This is a genomic window from Paraflavitalea sp. CAU 1676, assembly GCF_029223285.1.
Taxonomy (GTDB): Bacteria; Bacteroidota; Bacteroidia; order Chitinophagales; family Chitinophagaceae; genus Paraflavitalea.
Genome location: NZ_JARHUJ010000002.1, coordinates 1009229 through 1028803, shown reverse-complemented (window position 1 = coordinate 1028803; position 19575 = coordinate 1009229). Strand labels below are relative to the sequence as shown.

18 protein-coding genes are annotated in these 19575 nt (G+C 50.0%); 10 read left to right on the top strand and 8 right to left on the bottom strand.

Going from position 1 to position 19575, the window contains the following annotated elements; genetic code table 11:
• Positions 1–12: 12 nt before the first annotated feature.
• From P2H89_RS08720 to P2H89_RS08710, 3 genes are read right to left on the bottom strand one after another with little or no spacing between them, the layout of a single operon-like run.
• Positions 13–276 carry a hypothetical protein gene (locus tag P2H89_RS08720; protein ID WP_275826286.1) on the bottom strand — a complete coding sequence of 88 codons (264 nt, stop codon included), beginning with the start codon at positions 274–276 and terminating at the stop codon, positions 13–15.
• Positions 277–333: 57 nt separating this feature from the next.
• On the bottom strand, positions 334–675 hold the full coding sequence (locus P2H89_RS08715; RefSeq protein ID WP_275826284.1) for a hypothetical protein: 342 nt from the start codon (positions 673–675) through the stop codon (positions 334–336).
• Positions 675–1049 carry a hypothetical protein gene (locus P2H89_RS08710; RefSeq protein ID WP_275826283.1) on the bottom strand — a complete coding sequence of 125 codons (375 nt, stop codon included), beginning with the start codon at positions 1047–1049 and terminating at the stop codon, positions 675–677. Before P2H89_RS08710 ends, P2H89_RS08715 begins: the two co-directional genes overlap by 1 nt.
• An 89-nt stretch (positions 1050–1138) precedes the next feature.
• Between P2H89_RS08710 and P2H89_RS08705 the strand changes: the two genes are divergently transcribed.
• Positions 1139–2623: a 2OG-Fe(II) oxygenase gene (locus P2H89_RS08705; protein WP_275826281.1), complete on the top strand. Its 1485-nt coding sequence runs from the start codon at positions 1139–1141 to the stop codon at positions 2621–2623.
• A 45-nt stretch (positions 2624–2668) separates the two neighbouring features.
• Here the strand turns inward: P2H89_RS08705 and P2H89_RS08700 are convergent, their stop codons facing one another.
• Positions 2669–3178: a lipocalin-like domain-containing protein gene (locus tag P2H89_RS08700; RefSeq protein ID WP_275826279.1), complete on the bottom strand. Its 510-nt coding sequence runs from the start codon at positions 3176–3178 to the stop codon at positions 2669–2671.
• Between the two features lie 83 nt (positions 3179–3261).
• Here P2H89_RS08700 and P2H89_RS08695 point away from each other — a divergent pair, with 83 nt between their 5' ends.
• The 7 genes from P2H89_RS08695 (at position 3262) to P2H89_RS08665 (ending at position 13988) form a co-directional block, all read left to right on the top strand.
• Positions 3262–4113, top strand: a complete 852-nt coding sequence (locus tag P2H89_RS08695; RefSeq protein ID WP_275826277.1) for an AraC family transcriptional regulator — start codon at positions 3262–3264, stop codon at positions 4111–4113.
• A 215-nt stretch (positions 4114–4328) separates the two neighbouring features.
• The gene (locus tag P2H89_RS08690) at positions 4329–5612 is read left to right on the top strand and encodes a serine hydrolase domain-containing protein (protein WP_275826275.1); all 1284 of its coding nucleotides are present in this window, start codon (positions 4329–4331) and stop codon (positions 5610–5612) included.
• A 94-nt stretch (positions 5613–5706) separates the two neighbouring features.
• On the top strand, positions 5707–6300 hold the full coding sequence (locus tag P2H89_RS08685) for a sigma-70 family RNA polymerase sigma factor (protein ID WP_275826273.1): 594 nt from the start codon (positions 5707–5709) through the stop codon (positions 6298–6300).
• Positions 6301–6385: 85 nt separating this feature from the next.
• The gene (locus P2H89_RS08680; RefSeq protein ID WP_275826272.1) at positions 6386–7567 is read left to right on the top strand and encodes a FecR family protein; all 1182 of its coding nucleotides are present in this window, start codon (positions 6386–6388) and stop codon (positions 7565–7567) included.
• A gap of 193 nt (positions 7568–7760) precedes the next feature.
• Entirely contained in the window at positions 7761–11243 is a 3483-nt protein-coding gene (locus tag P2H89_RS08675; RefSeq protein ID WP_275826270.1) for a TonB-dependent receptor, read from the top strand.
• 17 nt (positions 11244–11260) lie between these two features.
• The gene (locus P2H89_RS08670) at positions 11261–12682 is read left to right on the top strand and encodes a RagB/SusD family nutrient uptake outer membrane protein (protein WP_275826268.1); all 1422 of its coding nucleotides are present in this window, start codon (positions 11261–11263) and stop codon (positions 12680–12682) included.
• 70 nt (positions 12683–12752) lie between these two features.
• Positions 12753–13988, top strand: a complete 1236-nt coding sequence (locus P2H89_RS08665; protein ID WP_275826266.1) for a TlpA disulfide reductase family protein — start codon at positions 12753–12755, stop codon at positions 13986–13988.
• 118 nt (positions 13989–14106) lie between these two features.
• Here the strand turns inward: P2H89_RS08665 and P2H89_RS08660 are convergent, their stop codons facing one another.
• The 4 genes from P2H89_RS08660 to P2H89_RS08645 form a co-directional block, all read right to left on the bottom strand.
• Positions 14107–14937 (bottom strand): SDR family NAD(P)-dependent oxidoreductase, encoded by an 831-nt coding sequence (locus P2H89_RS08660; RefSeq protein ID WP_275826264.1) that lies wholly within the window; start codon positions 14935–14937, stop codon positions 14107–14109.
• Positions 14938–14957: 20 nt separating this feature from the next.
• Positions 14958–15839, bottom strand: coding sequence for a phytanoyl-CoA dioxygenase family protein (locus tag P2H89_RS08655; RefSeq protein ID WP_275826262.1), 882 nt, complete (start codon positions 15837–15839; stop codon positions 14958–14960).
• Positions 15840–16221: 382 nt separating this feature from the next.
• Positions 16222–17109 carry an SDR family oxidoreductase gene (locus P2H89_RS08650; protein ID WP_275826261.1) on the bottom strand — a complete coding sequence of 296 codons (888 nt, stop codon included), beginning with the start codon at positions 17107–17109 and terminating at the stop codon, positions 16222–16224.
• A gap of 88 nt (positions 17110–17197) precedes the next feature.
• Positions 17198–17776, bottom strand: a complete 579-nt coding sequence (locus tag P2H89_RS08645) for a Crp/Fnr family transcriptional regulator (protein ID WP_275826259.1) — start codon at positions 17774–17776, stop codon at positions 17198–17200.
• A gap of 46 nt (positions 17777–17822) precedes the next feature.
• Here P2H89_RS08645 and P2H89_RS08640 point away from each other — a divergent pair, with 46 nt between their 5' ends.
• Together P2H89_RS08640 and P2H89_RS08635 are read left to right on the top strand one after the other, a co-directional pair.
• Positions 17823–18869, top strand: coding sequence for a linear amide C-N hydrolase (locus P2H89_RS08640; RefSeq protein WP_275826257.1), 1047 nt, complete (start codon positions 17823–17825; stop codon positions 18867–18869).
• 35 nt (positions 18870–18904) lie between these two features.
• Positions 18905–19567: an alpha/beta family hydrolase gene (locus P2H89_RS08635; RefSeq protein ID WP_275826255.1), complete on the top strand. Its 663-nt coding sequence runs from the start codon at positions 18905–18907 to the stop codon at positions 19565–19567.
• Positions 19568–19575 lie beyond the last annotated feature (8 nt).

Here is a 19575-nt window from a genome sequence, read left to right as displayed (position 1 = left end):
AGCGATTACCTCTTAATCATTGAACTCGGCTGGCAATTGCTTTTTGGCGGCCTGGTCGATGGCTTCCAGGAGGGGCTCGAAGAACATGGCTTCCTTTTTCGAACTGAAAACCGGCAACATAAATTGATCGAGCCAGAATTTGACATGCAACTGGTGAACGGTTGGGTGGCCAACGATGGTGGCGTGCGCATCCCAGGAATCGGCAATGCCTTCCAGTTCTACATCGGCTGAACAGGCCTGATCATCACTTCCAAAATCAAGGTGCAAAATTACCATATGGAATCGGACGCTATTTGCGGCAAAAATAAGCAAGAAGGAATATTCTGCCGCTTATTAATCCAGTTGAACAGGCAGTGCAATATTCAATACGGGCATCCCTTTTTCAAGTTTCACGGCCATGAGAAAAAGGAGAGGCTTCCCATCGCGCTCCGTTTTACCTATCGTCAGTGAGTATTGCAAAATATTGATGCTACTCAAGGCGGTCGTGTTAACAGGTGTCCCCTCTTCAAATTTGTAGAGTTGGCCGCTTACTGGGCCCATGTTGGTATTATTGCCAGTATCTCCACTTTTGGATTCTTCATACAGTAATTCCTTTCCGCGGAAATAGACCACATTCTTTTTCAGGTCAATTTGTAGGGAATCGAAGGCCGCCAGTCGCCGGCTGCCGCGAAACATCAGTCGGTCATCTTTGGATATACTTCGAGCGTGTCTCTTTTCGTGGTAGCCGCTTTCGCAACAGGTTTAGGCTGTTCCATTGCAAAATATTCGGTTGCTTCGTCTTTCGTTAGACCAAATTTGTCATGGTGGGCTGAAATATCTTTTACCTGCGAAATAGAGTCGGTAAACCATTTCAGGTTTCGCAGTGTTGCTGCCTGCACTTTTCTTTCCAATTCTACTTGTCGAGGCGGTTTTGCCGGTTGATCAAACGATAAGAAGCCAGCCAAATAAACGCCAGGCTTTAACAGTTCGGCAATGTACTTTTCAGGAGTTTGAGCAGCGGCGGTATGGTATATTAAAAAAACAATAAGTGACCAGGTTAACTTGTGCATGAGGGGTAGTGAAAGTGGTCTGCAATGTATCGTATTTTTCTATAAGTTTGGAACCGTTAGTTACACGTAACCTTCTAAGCGCGATAACCATGCCCCAAAAGATCGAAATATGTCATCTGTTGCCCGATAGTTCCTTTACCTGTTTTGTAATACCTGCCCTCTTCTCCAAAGCCGAATGTGAAGCGTTATTGAATGAGAACATCCGGCATTCCTTTCAACAGGCCATCGCTAATTACCCGGTTTATTACCGTAACAATGAGCGGCAGGTAGTCGACGACAAAGCGCTTTCCGCCTGGCTGTTTGAGAAAGTGAAGCCCTATTTGCCGGAAACGATCAGGACGAACGCGGCTATCGAATCCGAAAATGGCGTCTGGGCCCTGGCAGGCTTGAACGACCGGCTGCGGTTTTGTAAGTATTCGGCCAATCAATACTTTCATCGTCACCTCGATGGCATCCATTATCAGTCGGCCGCCAGCCAGTCAAAGCTCACTTTCATGATCTATCTCAACAGCGCTACCGAGTTCGAAGGGGGCAGAACGCTTTTTTACCAAACCAAAGAAGCCACAAAGCCCTGGGCGGAGTACATTCCGGTACAAGGCGATCTCATTGTATTCGACCATAATGTATGGCACGAAGGTGAAGAGCTGCGCAGCGGAGAAAAATTTGTATTGAGGAGTGATATCATTTACAGCCGCGAGGAGGCGGGCAATAGCCGTCAGCCATTTGAAGCCCACCTGGGTTACAACTGGAAAGTGAAGATGCAGGATAAGGATACCATTTTAAGCGGCGGAAGGGATAAAGTGATCAATGTATGGAATAAACAGGGCGAGTTGTTACACAGTCTGGCCGGCCATGCCAATTCTGTACTCTGTATCGAAAAGATCAATGACCGGATCTTTGTGTCGGGATCCAGAGATCAACAGATCATCGTTTGGGAACGAGCGTGTCTAAACGGACCATTCAACCTCGTGCGCCGGATAAGCGCGCACTCCGCTGTAGTGCTCACGCTGTGCCGGTTGAGTGACGAGCATTTTGCCTCCGGCGGCGGCGACAATCTCATCAATATCTGTGATGTTTCGGGAGCTGTGGTGCAAACATTAAGCGGGCATGCCGGCTGGGTATGGCAGGTAATTCACCTGCAAGACGATTGGATAGCATCCTGCTCAGAAGATAGTACCGTAAAGATCTGGAACTACCGTACGGGTGTTGTTGGGCATACTTTCACCCTGGAAAGCCCTGTGATATGTTTGAGTTATGACCCGGCAACGAACCGGCTCGCTGGCGGCACCCTGGCTGGCGAGCTGTTGATCATGGAACTCCATCCTGGTTTTTTGGAAAAAAGCCGGGTAATTGTCAAGGCGCACAAAGGCATTATTCGTACACTGCTGCATATTGATAGTACTCACATCGCCAGTGGCGGAGAAGATAACCTCGTGAAGATATGGAACATCGAAACCGGAGCATGTATCAGGGAATTACAACATCATAATTTTGTACAATCGCTCGAATTGATCGGTCAGGAAACGCTGCTAAGCTCTTCGTACGACGGGAGGATCGCCGTGTGGCCGCTGTAGCATTTGATTGCCAGATACCTTGAAGGTGCAAGTTGATCATCAAGCTCAAAGCTTTCTCCAACTCACTTCCGCTACAACCGACTGGCCGCCCTGCGTCGTTTGTGTTACCACGTACTGTAATGAGCCGTCTTCGTAGGTATAGCGCCGTTCCTGGCGGGTACCCTCCCAGTTGGGAAAACTGGCGCCCTGGATAGAGAAGGTGATCAGGCGGGCAGCCACGTTCACGCTGTAAGAGCCATAGTGAGCATTGCTGCCCTGTACCATGGCTGCATATTCTTCCGGTGTAGCCTTGTTTTTATCACCCGAAGCAATGCGGGACCTTGTTGATGTCAATATTTGTATAGCGTAGTTCCCTTTTGAGTCAAAGATCAGCAAACCCTTCGGGTCTTTGCCATAGGGATAAACCCGGCTGCTGTCGGGATAAATATTCACGACCGATACGAGCTGCCAGGTGCCCGCCAATGCGGAGGCGGTGTCCCGCTGTTTTGCCGGTTGCTGTGCATTCAGCAACGAGGTGTTCAAGACCAGAATAAGTGCCAATACGTGTAATCGCATAAGAATGTTTGAGGCCCGAAATTATCTGCTTGCACGATGCTCTTCCTGTACAATTTTGCATTATTTCAGTAGTTTTAGGGAACATGCAGGATCTATTATATGAGCCATTTTCCATTGAATACCGGCGGCTGGATCAGTTCCCTCGTCCGTCGCACCGCCAGCATTATTTTACCCTGATCTATGTTTTGGAAGGAACGGGACGACAATTCACCAACGATCATTTCTTTCAATACAAAAAGGGTAACCTTTTTCTGATCACGCCGGCAGACCGGTACAACTTCTCGATTGAAGCCACCACGCAATTCTTCTTTCTATATTTCAATCCGCTGTACGTGCAAACAGCCGGGCAAAAGGACCATGATTGGGTGCAAAGGATGGAGTTTATCTTGCAGAACGCCAGTCACCGGCCAGGTTGCATCTTAAAGAATAAAACCGACAAGCCCATGGTTGCTTCACTGGTTGATCTGATCAGCAAGGAATTTGAACAACAACAGCTATACCATTCGCGCGTGGTGCAGCAGATCGTCAATACGCTGATATTAGTGGTGGCCCGCAACATTGCCCTCAAATTACCCAAACAACTAAAGGAAACTACCGGTGAGGTGGTGCTCGATATATTACAGTATATCCAGGATCATATCTTTCAGCCTAATGAGCTCAAGGCTTCCCGCATCAGCAGGCAATTGAACATATCGCCCCATTACCTGGGCCGCTACTTTAAAAACCAAACAGGCGAAACATTACAGCAGTACATTAATCAGTATAAAGTGCGACTGGTAGAAACAAGGCTCCTGCATACCGGAAAAAGGATTGGCGAGATCGCTTCAGAACTTTGTTATACCGATGAAAGTCACCTCAACCGCGCCTTCAAAAAGTCAAAAGGCATGAGTCCTTCCGCCTATCGCAAGAAGTTTAGTCCTGTCAATAAGGACTGATACGATAAGCATGTCTAGGATAACTAAAGCTCGATAGAAATTTATCCGGAGGCTCCTGCTACCACGCCATGTGGGTGGAAGACACGGGTTGGTGAAGCGTTTGACGCTGGCGCTCTCCAAGGCCTGTAGGTCACATCCCCGATCGGCATCTGCCCGATTCTTCTTATATTCAGGATGCGTTTGATCATTTTGCCAATCCTGTAATTATTGCATTCATGAAACGGATCCTGCTTGTCGCATTGCCGGTACTATTGATAGTCACTGCTTTCCGAATCTCCATTCCCCACAAACCTGCCTTCGCACGCGCCGCCATCGTTAATGCAGCTGTTAAAGCGCGCATTGACGCTACCCTGAAGGGCTATGTCGATGAGGGTAAAACAGTAGGCGTATCCGCGCTCATATTCGAAAAAGGGAAGGAAGTTTATTATAATGCTTTTGGTTATGCTGACCGCGAAGCCGGCCGGCCTATGGACCGCAATACCATCGTACGCATTTTTTCTATGACCAAGCCGGTGACGGGCGTAGCATTGATGACGCTGTATGAAAAAGGGCTTTTTCAGTTGGATGACCCTCTCTCCAAATATTGCCCGGAGTTTGCCGATATGAAGGTGTACAAAGGGGTGGATGCGAATGGTGGCATACTTACCGAGCCTGCCAAAAGGCCCATCACCATTCGTGATATCACCCGCCATACCGCCGGGTTCCCGGGCATGGATGTGCCTGCGCTGGCTACGTTGGTTCGTAAATCGGAATACATGAGCCAAACGAATACCCTGAGCGAAATGGCCAAAAGGCTCGCCACGCTCCCACTGCTCTTTCATCCCGGCGATCAATGGAACTATGGCTCCTCCGTCGATGTTCAGGCTTACCTGGTAGAAAAGTTGTCGGGCAGGCCATTCGATCAATACCTTCGGGAAGCGATCTTCACGCCGCTACAAATGAACAATACGCACTATCTTATTCCTGACAGTGACAGGTCGCGTTTTGCAGCCTTATACAACCGCAGCGAAGACGGCACACTTAGCCGCGTGCCCGATGCACAAGCCAATAATTTCAATACGAAAGCATGGGCGCTTAAACCCGGTGGCTGGGGCCTCACGTCGACGCTGGATGATTACATGAAGTTTGCCCGTATGCTGGTCAATAAGGGCTCGCTCGACAAGGCCGTGATCCTTAAACCGGCCACCGTGCAGCTGATGGCCACCAGCCATTTGTCCGACACAGTCTCCCAACGCATGTGGCTGCCCAGCAAAGGCAATGTTGGTTTTGGGATCGACTTTGCTGTGCGCACCCGTCCGCCCGCCAATAAAGAAGAAAACAATGGAATGGTAGGCGAATTCTTTTGGGATGGCGCCGCCAGCACTTTATTCTGGGTTGACCCCGTGAACGAACTCACCGCAGTATTTTTTACGCAGGAAGTGCCTTTCGATAAAGTAAAAATGCACAAGAATTTCCGGGATGCTATCTATGGCGTCTATAAGGGTAGCTCATCGAATTGAAAGCATTGCTCAACAGGTTGAATTCATCATGACTGAAAATCATTATTTTTGACTGCAATCCGCACCATGGACTGTCCCGTCAGTTGAAAATAAGATGAGCAATTATAACGACGATAAACTTTTGCTGGATGACTTGCGGGAAGGGGAAGAACAGGCGGTTCGCCACCTTTTTCACCTGTATTATCCTTCTCTGAGGTATTTTGCCATCGATATTGTCAAGGATACCCAGGAAGCAGAAGATATTGCTATCCGTGCATTTCATAAATACCTCGAAAGCAGGTCGCAATTCGAATCCCTGCCAGCTATCAGGTCCTTCTTCTATACGACTGTAAAAAATGCCGGCATCGATTACCTCCGGAAACAGCACACGCACCAACGGTACCTCCAGGATGTAAAAGAGCAGGCGTACGAGACTGCCGATGAGCAGGCAGAACAAAGTATGTTGGAAGCCAAAGTGCTGCAGCTCATCTATGAAGAAGTTGAACGGTTACCCATTCAATGTTCAACCGTATTCAAGGCCTATTTCTTTGAAGGAAAGGATACCGCATCGATTGCCGCTGCACTCAACCTGAGCTCGCAAACCGTTCTCAATCACAAGGCAAGAGCCGTACAGCACCTCCGTGCTTTCGTTAAAAAGAACGGCATATTCCCCGTTGCATTATTCGCATTCCCCGGCCTCTTTAAATAATTCTTATTTTTTTTCTGCATTCTGTTGGTTAAACAGGCACACCTCCCGTTTACCCATAGAAACCTCTCCTATAATAAATTAATCTATGGCGGAACAGATGCAGTTGGATCAATTGATCATCAAATACCTGACAGGCGAATTGTCGGAAACGGAACGCGTGTTCCTGTTCAGCTGGCGCGATTCATCGGCCGGCAATCAATCGACATTCGACAGGCTCACAAATACGGAATGGTTGGGACAACAATTGGAATTGATGGTAGCCGCCGACAAGGAAGCGGCCTGGTCCAGGTTTCAATCGGAACAAGCCGCCAACCAGGCTACGGTGATCCCGCTGCGGCCCCGCAGGCGATATTATTGGGCAGCGGCGATTGCAGCAGCCCTGGTGATCGGGATTGGCTATTGGTATGTGTCGCGGCCCGATATCCCGCAACCCCTGTCGCAAGTAGAGCGGTTCAGGAACGACGTTCCCCCGGGTCAGGAGGGCGCCGTACTGACGACGGCCGATGGAGCTAAAGTTTTGTTGGACAGCGTAACCGATGGCCGCATCCCGGTTAAGGAAAAGGCCGTAATGATAAAAGAAGGCGGACAACTGAGCTACCAGGCGCCTGCGAATGCCGCCACGGTCTACCACACGCTGACGACCCCTAAAGGCCGCAAATTCCGACTCCGGCTGGCCGATGGTACCGTAGCGCTCCTGAATGCTGAATCGTCTATCACGTTCCCTACTGCCTTTCCAGGTGCAGCCCGCGAAGTGACGACAACCGGCGAGGTTTATTTCGAAGTGGCGAAGAACAATAAGCCCTTCCTGGCTAAGACGCAACTATTGGAAGTGAAGGTCATGGGCACTCATTTCAATGTGAATAGTTATACCAACAACGGTCAAACCAGGATCACCCTGGCAGAAGGCGCCGTACAGGTAGCGGGAATCGCTGCAACGATTGAAAATAAAGTAAGACTTTCTCCCGGAGAAGCGGCGATCCTCAACAGCAACAGCGGGCGAATCGTAACCCAGAAAGCCGATCTGGAAGAAGCCCTGGCCTGGACCAACAACCTCTTCTCTTTCAATAATGCAGGTATAGAAGAAGTGATGCGTCAATTGGAAAGGTGGTACGACATCGAGGTCGTGTACCAGCAAACGCCCAACCTGCATTTCTCCGGATCGATTCCTATGAACGTAAATATTTCAACGGCCCTTAAAGTGCTGGAGCTAACGAAAGGAGTAACATTTATCGTGGATGGAAGAAAAGTGATTGTTATGGGCAGCTAATCAGGCTACATAGAGCAAACGACCAGGCAAAAAATTGCCGGAAGTGCGGGAACACTTCCGGCTGCGTTTGAGCCGGTTTTATGCGTTCGAGACATATCAACTATAACCCAAACACTGCAAAAGTATGAAATTGACTTTGCACGGAGGCTTATTGCGTTGCAAAAAAGGCCTCCTTCATCAAACACTGCTGGTTATGAAACTGACCACTGCACTCCTGTTCACCGCCTGCCTTCAGGTTTATGCCTCCGGCAAGGCCCAGACCATCACCATGAACAGGCAAAACTCACCGCTCGAAAAAGTGATCCGGGAAGCGTGTAAACAAACCGGTTACAACTTTGTCTACACCAACGAATTGCTGCGGAAAACGAAACCCGTATCGATCCAGGTCAGCAACATGCCTTTTGAGGAATTTCTCACTACGGTATTGAAAGATCAACCCGTTACTTATTATCTCATTGAAAACAAGATCATCATCCTGCAACCAAGGCCGGTCATTCAGGCACCGCAGGATGAGGCGCCTGCGCTGCCGGTACAGTTTGGCGGGCATGTTGCCAGTGATGATGGCAAACCCCTCAGCGGTGTTACCGTGCGCAACCGGCGTACGCGCGAAACCAAAATGACAGATGCTCACGGCGACTTTACAATCGATGCCGTGCTGAACGATATACTGGAATTCACCTTTGTCGGCTACAAAAAGCTTGAACAAAAGATCACCAACACAGACAAGATCGTTCTGAAGATGGAAGTAGCCCCCACCGAGCTATCCAGTTCGGTCGTGGTAGGGTATGGATCGGTTAAAAGAAAGGACCTCACAGGTTCCGTTTCGTCGGTCAATCCCAACGAGATCCGTGACGTACCATTCTTGACGCTGGATGCCGCGCTCGTTGGTAAGGCGCCTGGCCTGCAGGTCACCAAGGCCGATGGATCACCCGGCGGTGCCGTGCGTATGCGTATCCGCGGAGGTTCCTCATTGATCGGCGCCAATGATCCCTTGTACATCATCGACGGTGTACCGGTACTGGTAGAAAATAAATACGTCGGCGTTACCGATATGACCAATCCCATCGAGATGTTTGGCGGACAAGCCGATTTCAACTCTGCTATCTCTGGGTCTTTTTCCCGTGGGCTCAATAATCTCGCCGGCTTGAACCTGGAAGACATCGAATCCATCGATATCCTCAAAGACGCGTCTGCTACTGCCATCTATGGCTCCAAAGCCGCCAATGGCGTCGTGATCATCACCACGAAAAGAGGAAAGGTGAACCAGAAGCCCTTGCTGGAAGTCAATTACTATAGCGGATTCAGTAAAGCCCGCCGGGAAAAAGTGCTGAATGCAGCACAATACAAGATGATCATGACCGAGGCGGCTACCAACCGTGTCAATGAAGACAAACGCATTGGCTACCCTACTGACGGCGTTGCAAAAGCCATTGTCGACAACCCGGCTTTGCTGGGAGATGGCAGCGTCGATACGGATTGGCTGGACCAGGTACTGCGCACCGGCTTTACGCAGAATGCCAATATCTCGGTGAGAGGTGGTGGCGGCAGCTCCCGTTATTATACGTCGCTGGCGTACACCAACCAAAAAGGTACCCTGTTGGGTAGCGATTTCAGCAGAGTGGCTGGCAAGGTGAGCCTCGACAACGAGATCAACAGCCGCCTGCGGGTGATCACTAATGTGGACTATGGGTTCTCCCGCACCAATATTACCAATGGCGTTTATAGCAGCGCACTAATGGCACCTCCCATTATTAAGCCCTACAATGCAGATGGTTCCTATACCGATTTTGATGCACAATTGGCCGCGCTTACATCTGCCGGCGGTGGGTTCGATCTTGGCCTGCAGAACCCACTCGCGATGGCTTCTGCCATCAATGAGGGACGCAATATCACTGCCCTGGGTTCACTCTCGCTGGAGTACGACATCCTGAAAGACCTGCGTCTCAAATCAACCGCTTCACTCAACTACAGCAATTACCGCCAGCGTAATTACATTCCCAGCTACCTGGAAATGGCCGATAATTCCAGCCAGGGTGGTCAATCATCGCAGGGCGGTGTGGGTTCTCAATCGAATAGCACCACGGTCAACTCCTTCTTTGAGAATACCTTGACCTGGGATAAACAGTTCAATGCAAACAACCGGTTAACCCTGTTGGGTGGAACTTCCTGGGAAAAATATACAACCGAATTCTTTTCCGCGGAAGGAAGAGGTTATCCCAATGACAATTTCCTCAACAACCTCAACTCGGCTGCTGTTCCGCTCTCGGTAAAAGGCAGTGATCCCGCCGGCGAGTACTCCCTGCTCTCCTTTTACATGCGTGCGAACTATGCGTTGCACGAAAAATACCTGTTTACGTTTACCGGTCGCAATGACATTTCTTCCAAGTTCGCACAGGGGAACCGCTCCGCTTATTTCCCTTCCGGTGCCATCGCCTGGCGTATCTCGCAGGAAGGCTTTATGCAAAACGTTTCATGGGTAAATGAATTGAAGATCAGGGCCAGTGCCGGTTATACAGGATCGCAAAGTATCGGTGATTACCTGTATCGATCCCTGTATATACCTTCCGCCTATGCGGGCACGAATGCCTATGTTCCCTCGCAACTCGGCAATGAAGACATCAAATGGGAAAGAACGCTGCAGAAGGACCTCGGTCTTGATTTCGCGCTCTTCAACAACAGACTGCGTGGCTCCTTCGGTTATTATGAAAAAAGTACCGATGATTTGTTGTTGAATACGAGTCTGCCGCCCAGCTATGCCTTCCCTAGTGTGATCATGAACATTGCCCGTATCCGGAACACTGGTCTTGAGTTGGAACTGCGCGGCGGCATTGTCAAAACAAAAGACTTTTCCTGGGATCTGGCTTTCAACATATCCCGTAACCGCTCTAAAGTGACTGATGTGAATGGCGGACCGTTCTCCGATCCCAATGACCGCAATGCCTTAAACCTCGGCACCAGCATCGTGCGCGAAGGCGATCCGCTCGGACTGATCTATGGACGGCCGGTGCTGGGTATGGTAAACAGCCAGAAGGAAGCAGACGAATACCTCAATGCAGTTATCTATGCAGCGATATTCAACCCCTGGTTTGGCCCTGGCGATGTAAAGCTCGATACTGCGCTCCTGATGGAGATCGGCAGTTTCCGGGTGGTGGATTATAAGCAGGATGTGATCGGTAATATGAACCCTAAATTCTATGGTGGCTTTACGAACACGTTTGCCTATAAGAACTTTAACCTTACTGCCCATTTCAACTTTTCGTATGGCAATGATATCCTCTACCAGGGCGATGTCCGTGACCGGAATGTGTCCAATACCTACAACAAGGGCATACGCGTGCTGGAACGTTATACACCCGATCGCCCCAGTACCACCCGTTCGCGCCTTATCTATGACCGGCCAGAGTTTTTCACATCGGGAAGTGTATATGATGGATCCTTCCTGAAGCTGAAGTCATTGACCCTTGGCTATGATCTTCCACAGAAGGCAGCCAAAGTAATTGGCCTACGTTCGGCGAATTTCTATCTCACCGCCACTAATGTGTTCGTGATCACCTCCTACCCCGGCCTCGATCCCGAAGTAAGTGATGATCCCCGCAGCGTCATCGGCGGCGGCCGCGACCTCAGCATGTACCCCTCAACCCGTGAACTCACAATTGGATTGCGCATTGGACTTTAACCCAAAAATCAACTGCAATGAAACTAAGAAAACTCCCGATATTACTGACCATCGCAGTCGCCCTGCTGGTACAGACATCCTGTAAAAAACAGCTGAATGCGTTGCCTTCACAGGCCATCGTCGACGGCAACGTCGTGGTTGATCAGAAAAGTGCGGAAATTGCTTTGAACGGGGCTTATTACCGTTTTGCAAAAGCTACAACAGTACTCTCTGTACTCTCAACCGGTTGGTCGTTCCCGCATGAGATCATACCCGCCATGATGGCTGGTTCGATGCAATATGGATTTGGGGCCGTTTACTACCAAACACATAGATTCACACCAACCCAAACGGGCGATTGGGGATACGCCTACGCTGTACTCAATGCGGCCAATGGCACCATCGCGGGTGTAGAAGCATTGCCCGATGGCAGCTTTATCGGCGCCCGTAAAAAGGAGATACTTGCGGAAGCCCGTTTTCTGCGGGCCTATGCTCACTTCTTTCTCTTATCGTATTTTGGCGAATGGCACACCCCTGATAGTAAGTTTGGCGTATTGCTGCGCAAAGAACCGCTCACCTTCAAAAATGGATCGGCCGGTGCAAGAAGCACGGTAAAGGAAAGCTATGACTTCATTATGGAAGATATCGACTATGCCATTGCCAACGGTCCCGAAAACAGGCCTGTGCATTATGCCAATAAGGCCGCAGCACAAGCGCTGAAGTTAAGGGTGCTCATGAGCCGGGGGCAGACTGCCGATTACAAAGAACTCATAAACGTCGCCAATGCATTGATCGGAAATAATAACTATGCACTGGAGGCTAACCTCAAGGATCTTTTCCTTACCAAGGGCCTTACCAGCAAAGAGGTGATCCTGGGTATTGCGCCCTACCCCAACCAGAGAACCAGGAAAATGAACTACGAGTTTATACAGTCGAGTGTATTCCTCGCCACTTCGTATTTTAAAAACCTGTTGGCGAATGATCCGCGTGCCACCTGGATGTTGCGTGTACCGCCGCCTGGCACCATGTCTTTCCTGAAAGATTCGTTGTACATCGGCAAGTATACCGGCCCCAAATATGAAGATGCTTATGTATTTCGTCTCACGGAAGTCTACCTGCAGAAGGCTGAAGCCATCGTTCGTTCGGGTGGTTCACTGGTCGATGCCCGTAATATCCTGAAAGAGGTGATGGGACATGCAGGGGTCACCAATTTTACAGCTGTTGACAATGCCAACACTGCGCCTGATCTGTTGTACCAGCTCTATCTCGAATACGTTCGAAACCTGGCAGCAGAAGATGGAATAGAATGGTTTGCCTTGTTAAGGCTGCCTTTCGAAACGGTAAAAGCCCTGCGGCCAACTATTACCAGCAAGGAGCAATACATACTTCCCGTTCCGGCCACCGAGTTCCAGCTCAACCCTGGTTTTGGTGATCAGAACCCCGGATATCCCAAGCAATAATCAATCGTTAATCAGAATGGCCGGGCCCTGAAACACCGTACCGGGCCCGGCTTTCTCTAAAAGAGTTTTCATGAAACAATTACTCATGCTGCTGGCGGGGTGCTGGATAACTGTTGCTACGATGGCGCAACAACCCGATACGTTTCGTCTCCAGTCAACAGATAGCGAGGCATTTCTGATCAGGGGAAATATCTCCGGCGCCGTAGACGGTACTTTTGCGCATTTCCTCTACTACGACGAAGAGCATCAACAAAAGCACGATAGTATACTATTGGTTTCGGGTGCTTTTGAATACCGGGGAGTAGCCAGGTATCCCAAAAGGCTGTTTTTGACCTTCACGGAAGCAGTTATGCAAGGGCCAAGGCTCACGCAACTCCGTAGTATGTTCATTGAACCCGGCTTAACCGACATCAGCGGTGATATATCCAATATCCAATCGCTGGTGATCAAGGGAGGACAGGTGCAGGCGGAACTGGAAGCCTTTGACAGGCTGACAATCGCGCCCAGGGAAGCGATCCGACCCCTATCGGACCGGTACGAAGCGAAAAACCTTGAATATATGGAAGCGAAGAAAGCGAACAAACCGGAGGGAGAACTGGAGCAGATGAAAGCCTATCTGCAACTGGTTCATGATAGCATGGAGCCTTTCTATGAGCAGATACGGGTGATCCAACTGGATTACATTGGACGAAATCCGAATTCCTTCATTTCAGCATCGCAGTTGAGGTATTTTGTTGGTCAAATGAATTACGACCAGGTGGCGCGCATCTACCAACGAATGAGCGAAGCCGTACAGCAATCACCCGACGGCAAGCAGATTGCCCGGGACATGAACAGGTTGCTGCTGGGTTCGCCAGGTAGTAAGGCAACTTCCTTTTCAGGCGCAGACATCAACGGTCAACCGTTGCGGTTGGAGGATTTCAGGGGGAAATATGTGCTGGTCGACTTCTGGGCAAGCTGGTGTGTGCCCTGCCGCAGGGGCAATCCACACCTGCGCCGCATATACAGCGCCTACAAACACAAGGGCTTTGAGATCATCGGCATTGCCGATGACGATTCGAACCCAAAGGCCTGGCGGCAGGCCGTGCAGAAGGACAGTATTGGCGTGTGGAAACATGTTTTGCGCGGCCTGAAAAAAACGGAAGGCGGATATGACCGTGCGGAAGATAAATCTGAAGCCTATGGTATCTACAGCCTTCCTACCAAGATACTGATCGATCCGCAGGGTATTATCATTGGCCGGTATGGTGGCGAAGGGGAAGACGACGAAGCGCTCGATAAAAAACTAGCTGCAATTTTTAAATAGTGATGCTCCAATATCCTTTCAACTACTCCTCTGCCAGGGGGTGGGAAAAACTGTGGTATGCCGAAAGGAGCCTCTATTGCAAACGACAAGGGCCTGTTTGGGGGCCCTTGTTACTTTATTAGGATGGTTGCGTGAGCGTACTTTCGCCTGGCCTTTCTGGCACAGTAGCTGGTCGTGGCTCATAGATCGATCCGGCGATCCTCCGAACAAATGATACCGGGAAGAATTTGGGCAACACGGCATTCAGCTTATTCAGGAATCCTGGCACTATGTGCTCTTTGCCCCTGAACAAGCCACGCACGCCGATTCTGGCCACTTCAGCCGGTGACATATTGAAATGGGTAGCGGTTTTCAAGGTATGCGGTTTCATCCGTGCTCTTTCTACAAAGGCCGTGTCGGTAGAGCCTGGACTCAGGTAGCTCAGCGAAACACTTGAATGCCGCAGCTCGTGGTGCAGGCTCCGGTTGAACGATAACACGAAGGCCTTGCTGGCGGCGTATACCGCCAGGTAGGGCACCGGTTGAAAGGCCGTGGTGCTGCAAACATTCAGCAGGTAAGATCTGGGAAAAGATTTCAGTACCGGCAAAAAGGCATGCGTAATAGCCAGCTGCGCTTTGATGTTTACATCGATGATGCCAAACTGCTCCTCCAGCGATAACTCCTCGAACGGATCATTGAGTCCGAAACCTGCATTGTTCACCACTACCGTCAGTCGGTCATGGTAATAAGCCGACCAGGCCTTTAGTTTTGCGGCTGCGTCAGATCTGCTCAGGTCCTGTACCAGTTCCTGTACATCCACACCGTAATCGCGTCTTATCTCTATAGCAGTATCACGTAGTGCGGGAGCATCGATATCCGTAAGTAGTATCGAATAGTTCCGCCTGGCCAGCTCAATGGCAATATGTTTTCCGATCCCTTTGGCAGAGCCGGTAACGAGCGCATAACTCATGGGTTGATATGATTGTTGGATTAGGCAATATTATTCTGCGCAATGGCTGCTTTCCCCTCGGCAGGCGACCAGTTGATCTTTGTCTTCCGGTTCTTCTGCAAGGCAGCCAGTTTATGATAAAAAGGAGTGGCGCTATCGGCGTGTTTGGGTTGGTAGGCCCCCGTGACGATGGGTATATACATCACCCGCCGGCGGCTTGCCTCCCCTTCAAAAGGCGATTGCTGCACCCGGTGCCACAAGCGGCCATCATGGATGGTGAGGTCCCCCGCCTGAACATTGAACCCCGTCTCTTCTTTGTCCGGATTGTTATCGATGAAATACTTCTTACGAAACAAGAGGCGGAATAAGCCCTGTTTGTGGGTGCCTGCCAATACGCGCAAGCCGCCATTTTCAAAAGGGCAATCGTCCAGGTGCAGGCCTACATTCAGCATGGGAAGAATGCGGCTTCCCAGGAACAGGTCCCGTGGGCTATCGGTATGCCAACCCATGCGGTTGAAAGCGCTGTTCTCGTGGTTGACATAATGATTAACGACCAGCCCATCTTTCTCAAATTCACCGATCCTTCCCTGGTAAGGTTGCAGTAATTGAGTGATCGAGGTGAATCTTGGATCCTTCAGCAAATTGCTCAACACCTGGCTGTACTGCGAAGCGAAAGCTATTCGTTGGATCATCAGACTGCCATCGGTATCCCGGCCAAACTTAAGCGGAATACCATTTACCTTATCGATATTGTTGGAGATGAGATAGCGCTGCACAGACCTGATCTCGTGAAGTATCTCGGCCAATTGGTCTGCGTTGAGAAACTGCTTAAACTGGATGTATCCGTTGCGTTGGAAAAAGGTTTCCTGTTCCCGGGTCACCCTTTGACCCAGGAGAAATCCTGCACTATGTGAAGTACTCATAGATGAAATGATTGAATAGATAAAGAATAGAAGTTGTCGACAGAAATATGGTTAGCGACAACAACTCCAGGAAGCAGGCCGGTGGCTGACCAACTGATGTAAGCTGGTTGAAGCGTTATGCGTAGTGTGTGCGGTTAGATAAGTGCGGTACATTAACCTACTATATTAGTAGACTAAAGATAGGGCAAAGAACATCTTCTGCCAAATATTATAAATTCTTTTTTCTGTCTGCTGCAAAAGTGGATGGATTATCAGTCTGTTGTGCAGTGAAATAGATGGAGCTGGTAGGAGGACAAAACAGCCGCACGGATTAGCGGTTGAATAACCGGTCTCCCGTGCGGCTGTATAGCAAAGTGTATCCCGGTGGTATTGCTTTGGTAATTTAAAAGTACCCCGCCGTATGGATATCTTTCAGCAATCCCGGCCCCACCGGTTTCCAGCCTAAACTGGTCCTGGTTTGTTCGCTGCTGGCGGGACAATCAATACTGGCAAAATACCTGAACCATCCAAAGTGCGCATCAGCGGCCGCGTTGTCTTTGCCCTCGACAGGAACACTCAATTCCAGACCGATTGCATTGGCGATATCTTTGAAAGGGATGCCTTCTTCACCCACGGCATGGAATACCTGTTGTGCAGGTTGCTTTTCAATGATAAGCCGGTACAGCTCCGCAGCATCCAGACGATGCACCGCAGGCCAACGATTGGCGCCTTCACCGATATAGGCCGATACGCCTTTGTCTTTGGCCAGACCTATCACGATGGGGATAAAGCCATGGTCACCCTTGTCATGAACCGTTGGCGGAAGCCTTACGATATAGCTGTTTGTTCCTTGTGCAGCGGCTGTATGAGCAGCTTCTTCAGATGCTGCGCGGGGTACCTTCTCAGCACCTGGCGGAACATCAGCTTCCGTGACCACCCGTCCATAGTTGAGCAAACCAATACCAGAAGTGATCACCAGCGGGCGACGGGAAGCTGCCAATGCCGTCCCCAATGCTTGGATCACCCGGCTGTCGGCTTCGCAATTGGCTTTGAATTGGGTGAAGTCATGATTAAAGGCAGTGTGGATCACCGCGTCGGCCTGCGCTACTCCTGCTATAAGGCCTGGCAGGTCATTGAGGTTGCCGCGATAAACGCTTGCGCCTGCTTTTTTTAGGATTCCGGTATTTTCTTCGCTACGTGCCAGTCCGGTTACCTGGTGGCCGTGTTGTAGTAATTCCTGCACAATGGCGGAGCCTACAAAGCCGGTAGCTCCAGTTACAAATACATGCATAAAGATTCACTGAGTTTTAGGGTACAAAAATCAGCGGCTCCTGTTTTATGAAAATGGTCATTTGACCACAATATTGCGGTGTAGGATATTATCTTTTCAGCTGTGCGTGGCGAATGCGGGTAAGTGTTTTGAGAGATATACCCAGGTAGGCCGCGATCATGTGGAGGGGCAGGCGGGCAAGCAGATCGGGAAAGAGACGAACAAAGTCTTCATATTTTTCTTCGGGGGTCGCACTCAGGGAGGTGAAGAGTCGTTGACGGCTGCGGTGATTGCTATTGGCGATCAATTGCTCCGAGAAGGCTTTAAGTGCTGGAATTTCCAGTAGCAAGCGGTCAAATGCGGGCTTCGTCCACTGTAAGAGCTCGCTGCGTTCTACGGCCGCAATGTTGAAAAGTGTCGGTTTCTGATGATCATAGCTTTCGGCATCGAGGGTCCAGGTATTTTCGCTGGCAAACTGCAATATGTGTTCGCTGCCATCGGCTACAATGCCATACGTACGTAGCAGGCCGCTCACTAAAAAGGTCTTATGCCGGCATACCTGGCCTTCCTGCAGTATCAATTCATTGCGTCGGATCGACCTGGCAGTGGCAGCAGAAGATATCCGGTTAATTTCTTCCCCGGTAAGACCCGCATGTGTGTGCAGGTATGTTTCGAAGGCGGAGATCATACTTCAAAATTAGGGGTTCCTGCCTGTAAAATCAGTAAATTGTAGTATGAAGAAAACTGTAACCTTTCTGCTCCTTATCGTACTTTCTGTCGCCTCCTTCGCCTGCTCTACGTTTTTGCTGAGCAAGGATGGCCGGCATGTATTTGGCCGTAATTATGATTGGGTAAGCGGTAATGGGATGATGATGGTCAATGCCCGGGGCGTTCTTAAAACCTCCTTCCGGCAGGATGAAGGTAAAACGATCTCCTGGACCGCTGCTTATGGCAGCGTAACCTTCAACCAGTTTGGCAAGGAGTTTCCGCATGGCGGCATGAACGAAAAAGGGTTGGTGGTGGAGTTGATGTGGTTGAACGAAACTGTCTATCCCCAGGCCGACGGCCGTGCCTGTCTGAATGAATTGCAGTGGATACAGTACCAGCTCGATAATTACACCACGATCGAGGAGGTGGTAGCCAGCGATCACCAGATCCGCATAGACCGGACAGGCGCTGCACCGCTGCACTACCTGGTGGCCGACGCACGTGGCAATGCCGCGACCATAGAATTCATCAAAGGTAAGATGATCGTTCACCGGGGTAGCAGCCTCGCCTACCCTGTGCTTACGAATACCGTGTATGAAGATGCGGTGAAACAGGTTGATAAGAACAAGCCGGCGGGGTACGATAACTCCGTTGAGCGTTTCGCTACTGCCTGCAGTATGATCAAGCAATACCAGGGTGGCAGCAACAATACCAACTCCGTTGACTATGCATTTACTATCCTCGACAAAGTATCACAAAAGGGTTATACGCGCTGGAGCATCGTGTACGATATCACCAATCTGCAAGTGTATTGTATCACCGATCAGCAACCACAACGCAAGCAGGTAGATTTTTATAAAATAGATTTCACTTGTAATACGTCGGCCCCCCCAGCCCTGAACCTCTCCTCCGGCCGCAAAGGCGACGTAACGCAATTGTTTACCCCATTGAGCTTCGAGCAAAACAAAGCAGTCATCGAACGATCGGCCCGCGAATGCAGTACCCATATTCAGGTAACCCAGGCTTCGATCGATAAAGTGGCTGCCTATTTCCGCGAGCCGCATTGTAAGTAGCAATTTGATTTACATTTGCCACAAAGAAAAAATGTATGAGCACCAGGTCTATTCAGTTTGCCGTGTCGCCCGCCATTGGTAAAGTATCCGGTATAGTGATGGCTCCTGCCAAACCAGTCGCGATCTTAACCCTGGCCCACGGAGCCGGTGCGGGTATGGATCATATTTTTATGGAAAAACTCGCTACCTCCCTGGCTGAAGCCGGTATCGCTACGCTCCGCTTTAATTTTCCTTTTGCAGAACATAAGAAAGGAAGGCCCGATACTCCGGCGGTAGCCCATCAAACGATCGAAGCGGCGATTGGTAAAGCGCAGGAGTTGTATCCCACGCTGCCATTGTTCGCGGCCGGTAAGTCCTTCGGCGGTCGAATGTCTTCTCAATACCTCGCAGCAAATCATCCGAAAGCTATGAAAGGGATCGTCTTCTACGGGTTTCCACTCCACCCGGCCGGTAAACCATCGATCGATAGAGCCGAACACCTGAAAGAGGTAAAGGTACCCATGCTCTTGCTGCAAGGCACCAAAGACACGCTAGCCACCTGGGATCTTATAGAGTCTGTTTGCAAATCACTGAAGAAAGCTTCACTCGTAAAGTTCGAGGGAGCCGACCATTCCTTCAAGGCCGGCAAAACGGACACCATTGCCCTGCTGACAGCCGCCACGAAAGAATGGGTGAATAAGAAAATTGAAAAGCTGTAATGCCTGGC

Bases quoted from the DNA above. Each gene is read 5' to 3' on its own strand.
- P2H89_RS08645 (WP_275826259.1), bottom strand. From the start codon at position 17,776: ATGATCTCCGCCTTCGAAACATACCTGCACACACATGCGGGTCTTACC.
- P2H89_RS08710 (WP_275826283.1), bottom strand. From the start codon at position 1,049: ATGCACAAGTTAACCTGGTCACTTATTGTTTTTTTAATATACCATACC.
- P2H89_RS08680 (WP_275826272.1), top strand. From the start codon at position 6,386: ATGGCGGAACAGATGCAGTTGGATCAATTGATCATCAAATACCTGACA.
- P2H89_RS08715 (WP_275826284.1), bottom strand. From the start codon at position 675: ATGTTTCGCGGCAGCCGGCGACTGGCGGCCTTCGATTCCCTACAAATT.
- P2H89_RS08675 (WP_275826270.1), top strand. From the start codon at position 7,761: ATGAAACTGACCACTGCACTCCTGTTCACCGCCTGCCTTCAGGTTTAT.
- P2H89_RS08700 (WP_275826279.1), bottom strand. From the start codon at position 3,178: ATGCGATTACACGTATTGGCACTTATTCTGGTCTTGAACACCTCGTTG.
- P2H89_RS08640 (WP_275826257.1), top strand. From the start codon at position 17,823: ATGAAGAAAACTGTAACCTTTCTGCTCCTTATCGTACTTTCTGTCGCC.
- P2H89_RS08650 (WP_275826261.1), bottom strand. From the start codon at position 17,109: ATGCATGTATTTGTAACTGGAGCTACCGGCTTTGTAGGCTCCGCCATT.
- P2H89_RS08665 (WP_275826266.1), top strand. From the start codon at position 12,753: ATGAAACAATTACTCATGCTGCTGGCGGGGTGCTGGATAACTGTTGCT.
- P2H89_RS08660 (WP_275826264.1), bottom strand. From the start codon at position 14,937: ATGAGTTATGCGCTCGTTACCGGCTCTGCCAAAGGGATCGGAAAACAT.
- P2H89_RS08685 (WP_275826273.1), top strand. From the start codon at position 5,707: ATGAGCAATTATAACGACGATAAACTTTTGCTGGATGACTTGCGGGAA.
- P2H89_RS08655 (WP_275826262.1), bottom strand. From the start codon at position 15,839: ATGAGTACTTCACATAGTGCAGGATTTCTCCTGGGTCAAAGGGTGACC.
- P2H89_RS08705 (WP_275826281.1), top strand. From the start codon at position 1,139: ATGCCCCAAAAGATCGAAATATGTCATCTGTTGCCCGATAGTTCCTTT.
- P2H89_RS08670 (WP_275826268.1), top strand. From the start codon at position 11,261: ATGAAACTAAGAAAACTCCCGATATTACTGACCATCGCAGTCGCCCTG.
- P2H89_RS08695 (WP_275826277.1), top strand. From the start codon at position 3,262: ATGCAGGATCTATTATATGAGCCATTTTCCATTGAATACCGGCGGCTG.
- P2H89_RS08635 (WP_275826255.1), top strand. From the start codon at position 18,905: ATGAGCACCAGGTCTATTCAGTTTGCCGTGTCGCCCGCCATTGGTAAA.
- P2H89_RS08720 (WP_275826286.1), bottom strand. From the start codon at position 276: ATGGTAATTTTGCACCTTGATTTTGGAAGTGATGATCAGGCCTGTTCA.
- P2H89_RS08690 (WP_275826275.1), top strand. From the start codon at position 4,329: ATGAAACGGATCCTGCTTGTCGCATTGCCGGTACTATTGATAGTCACT.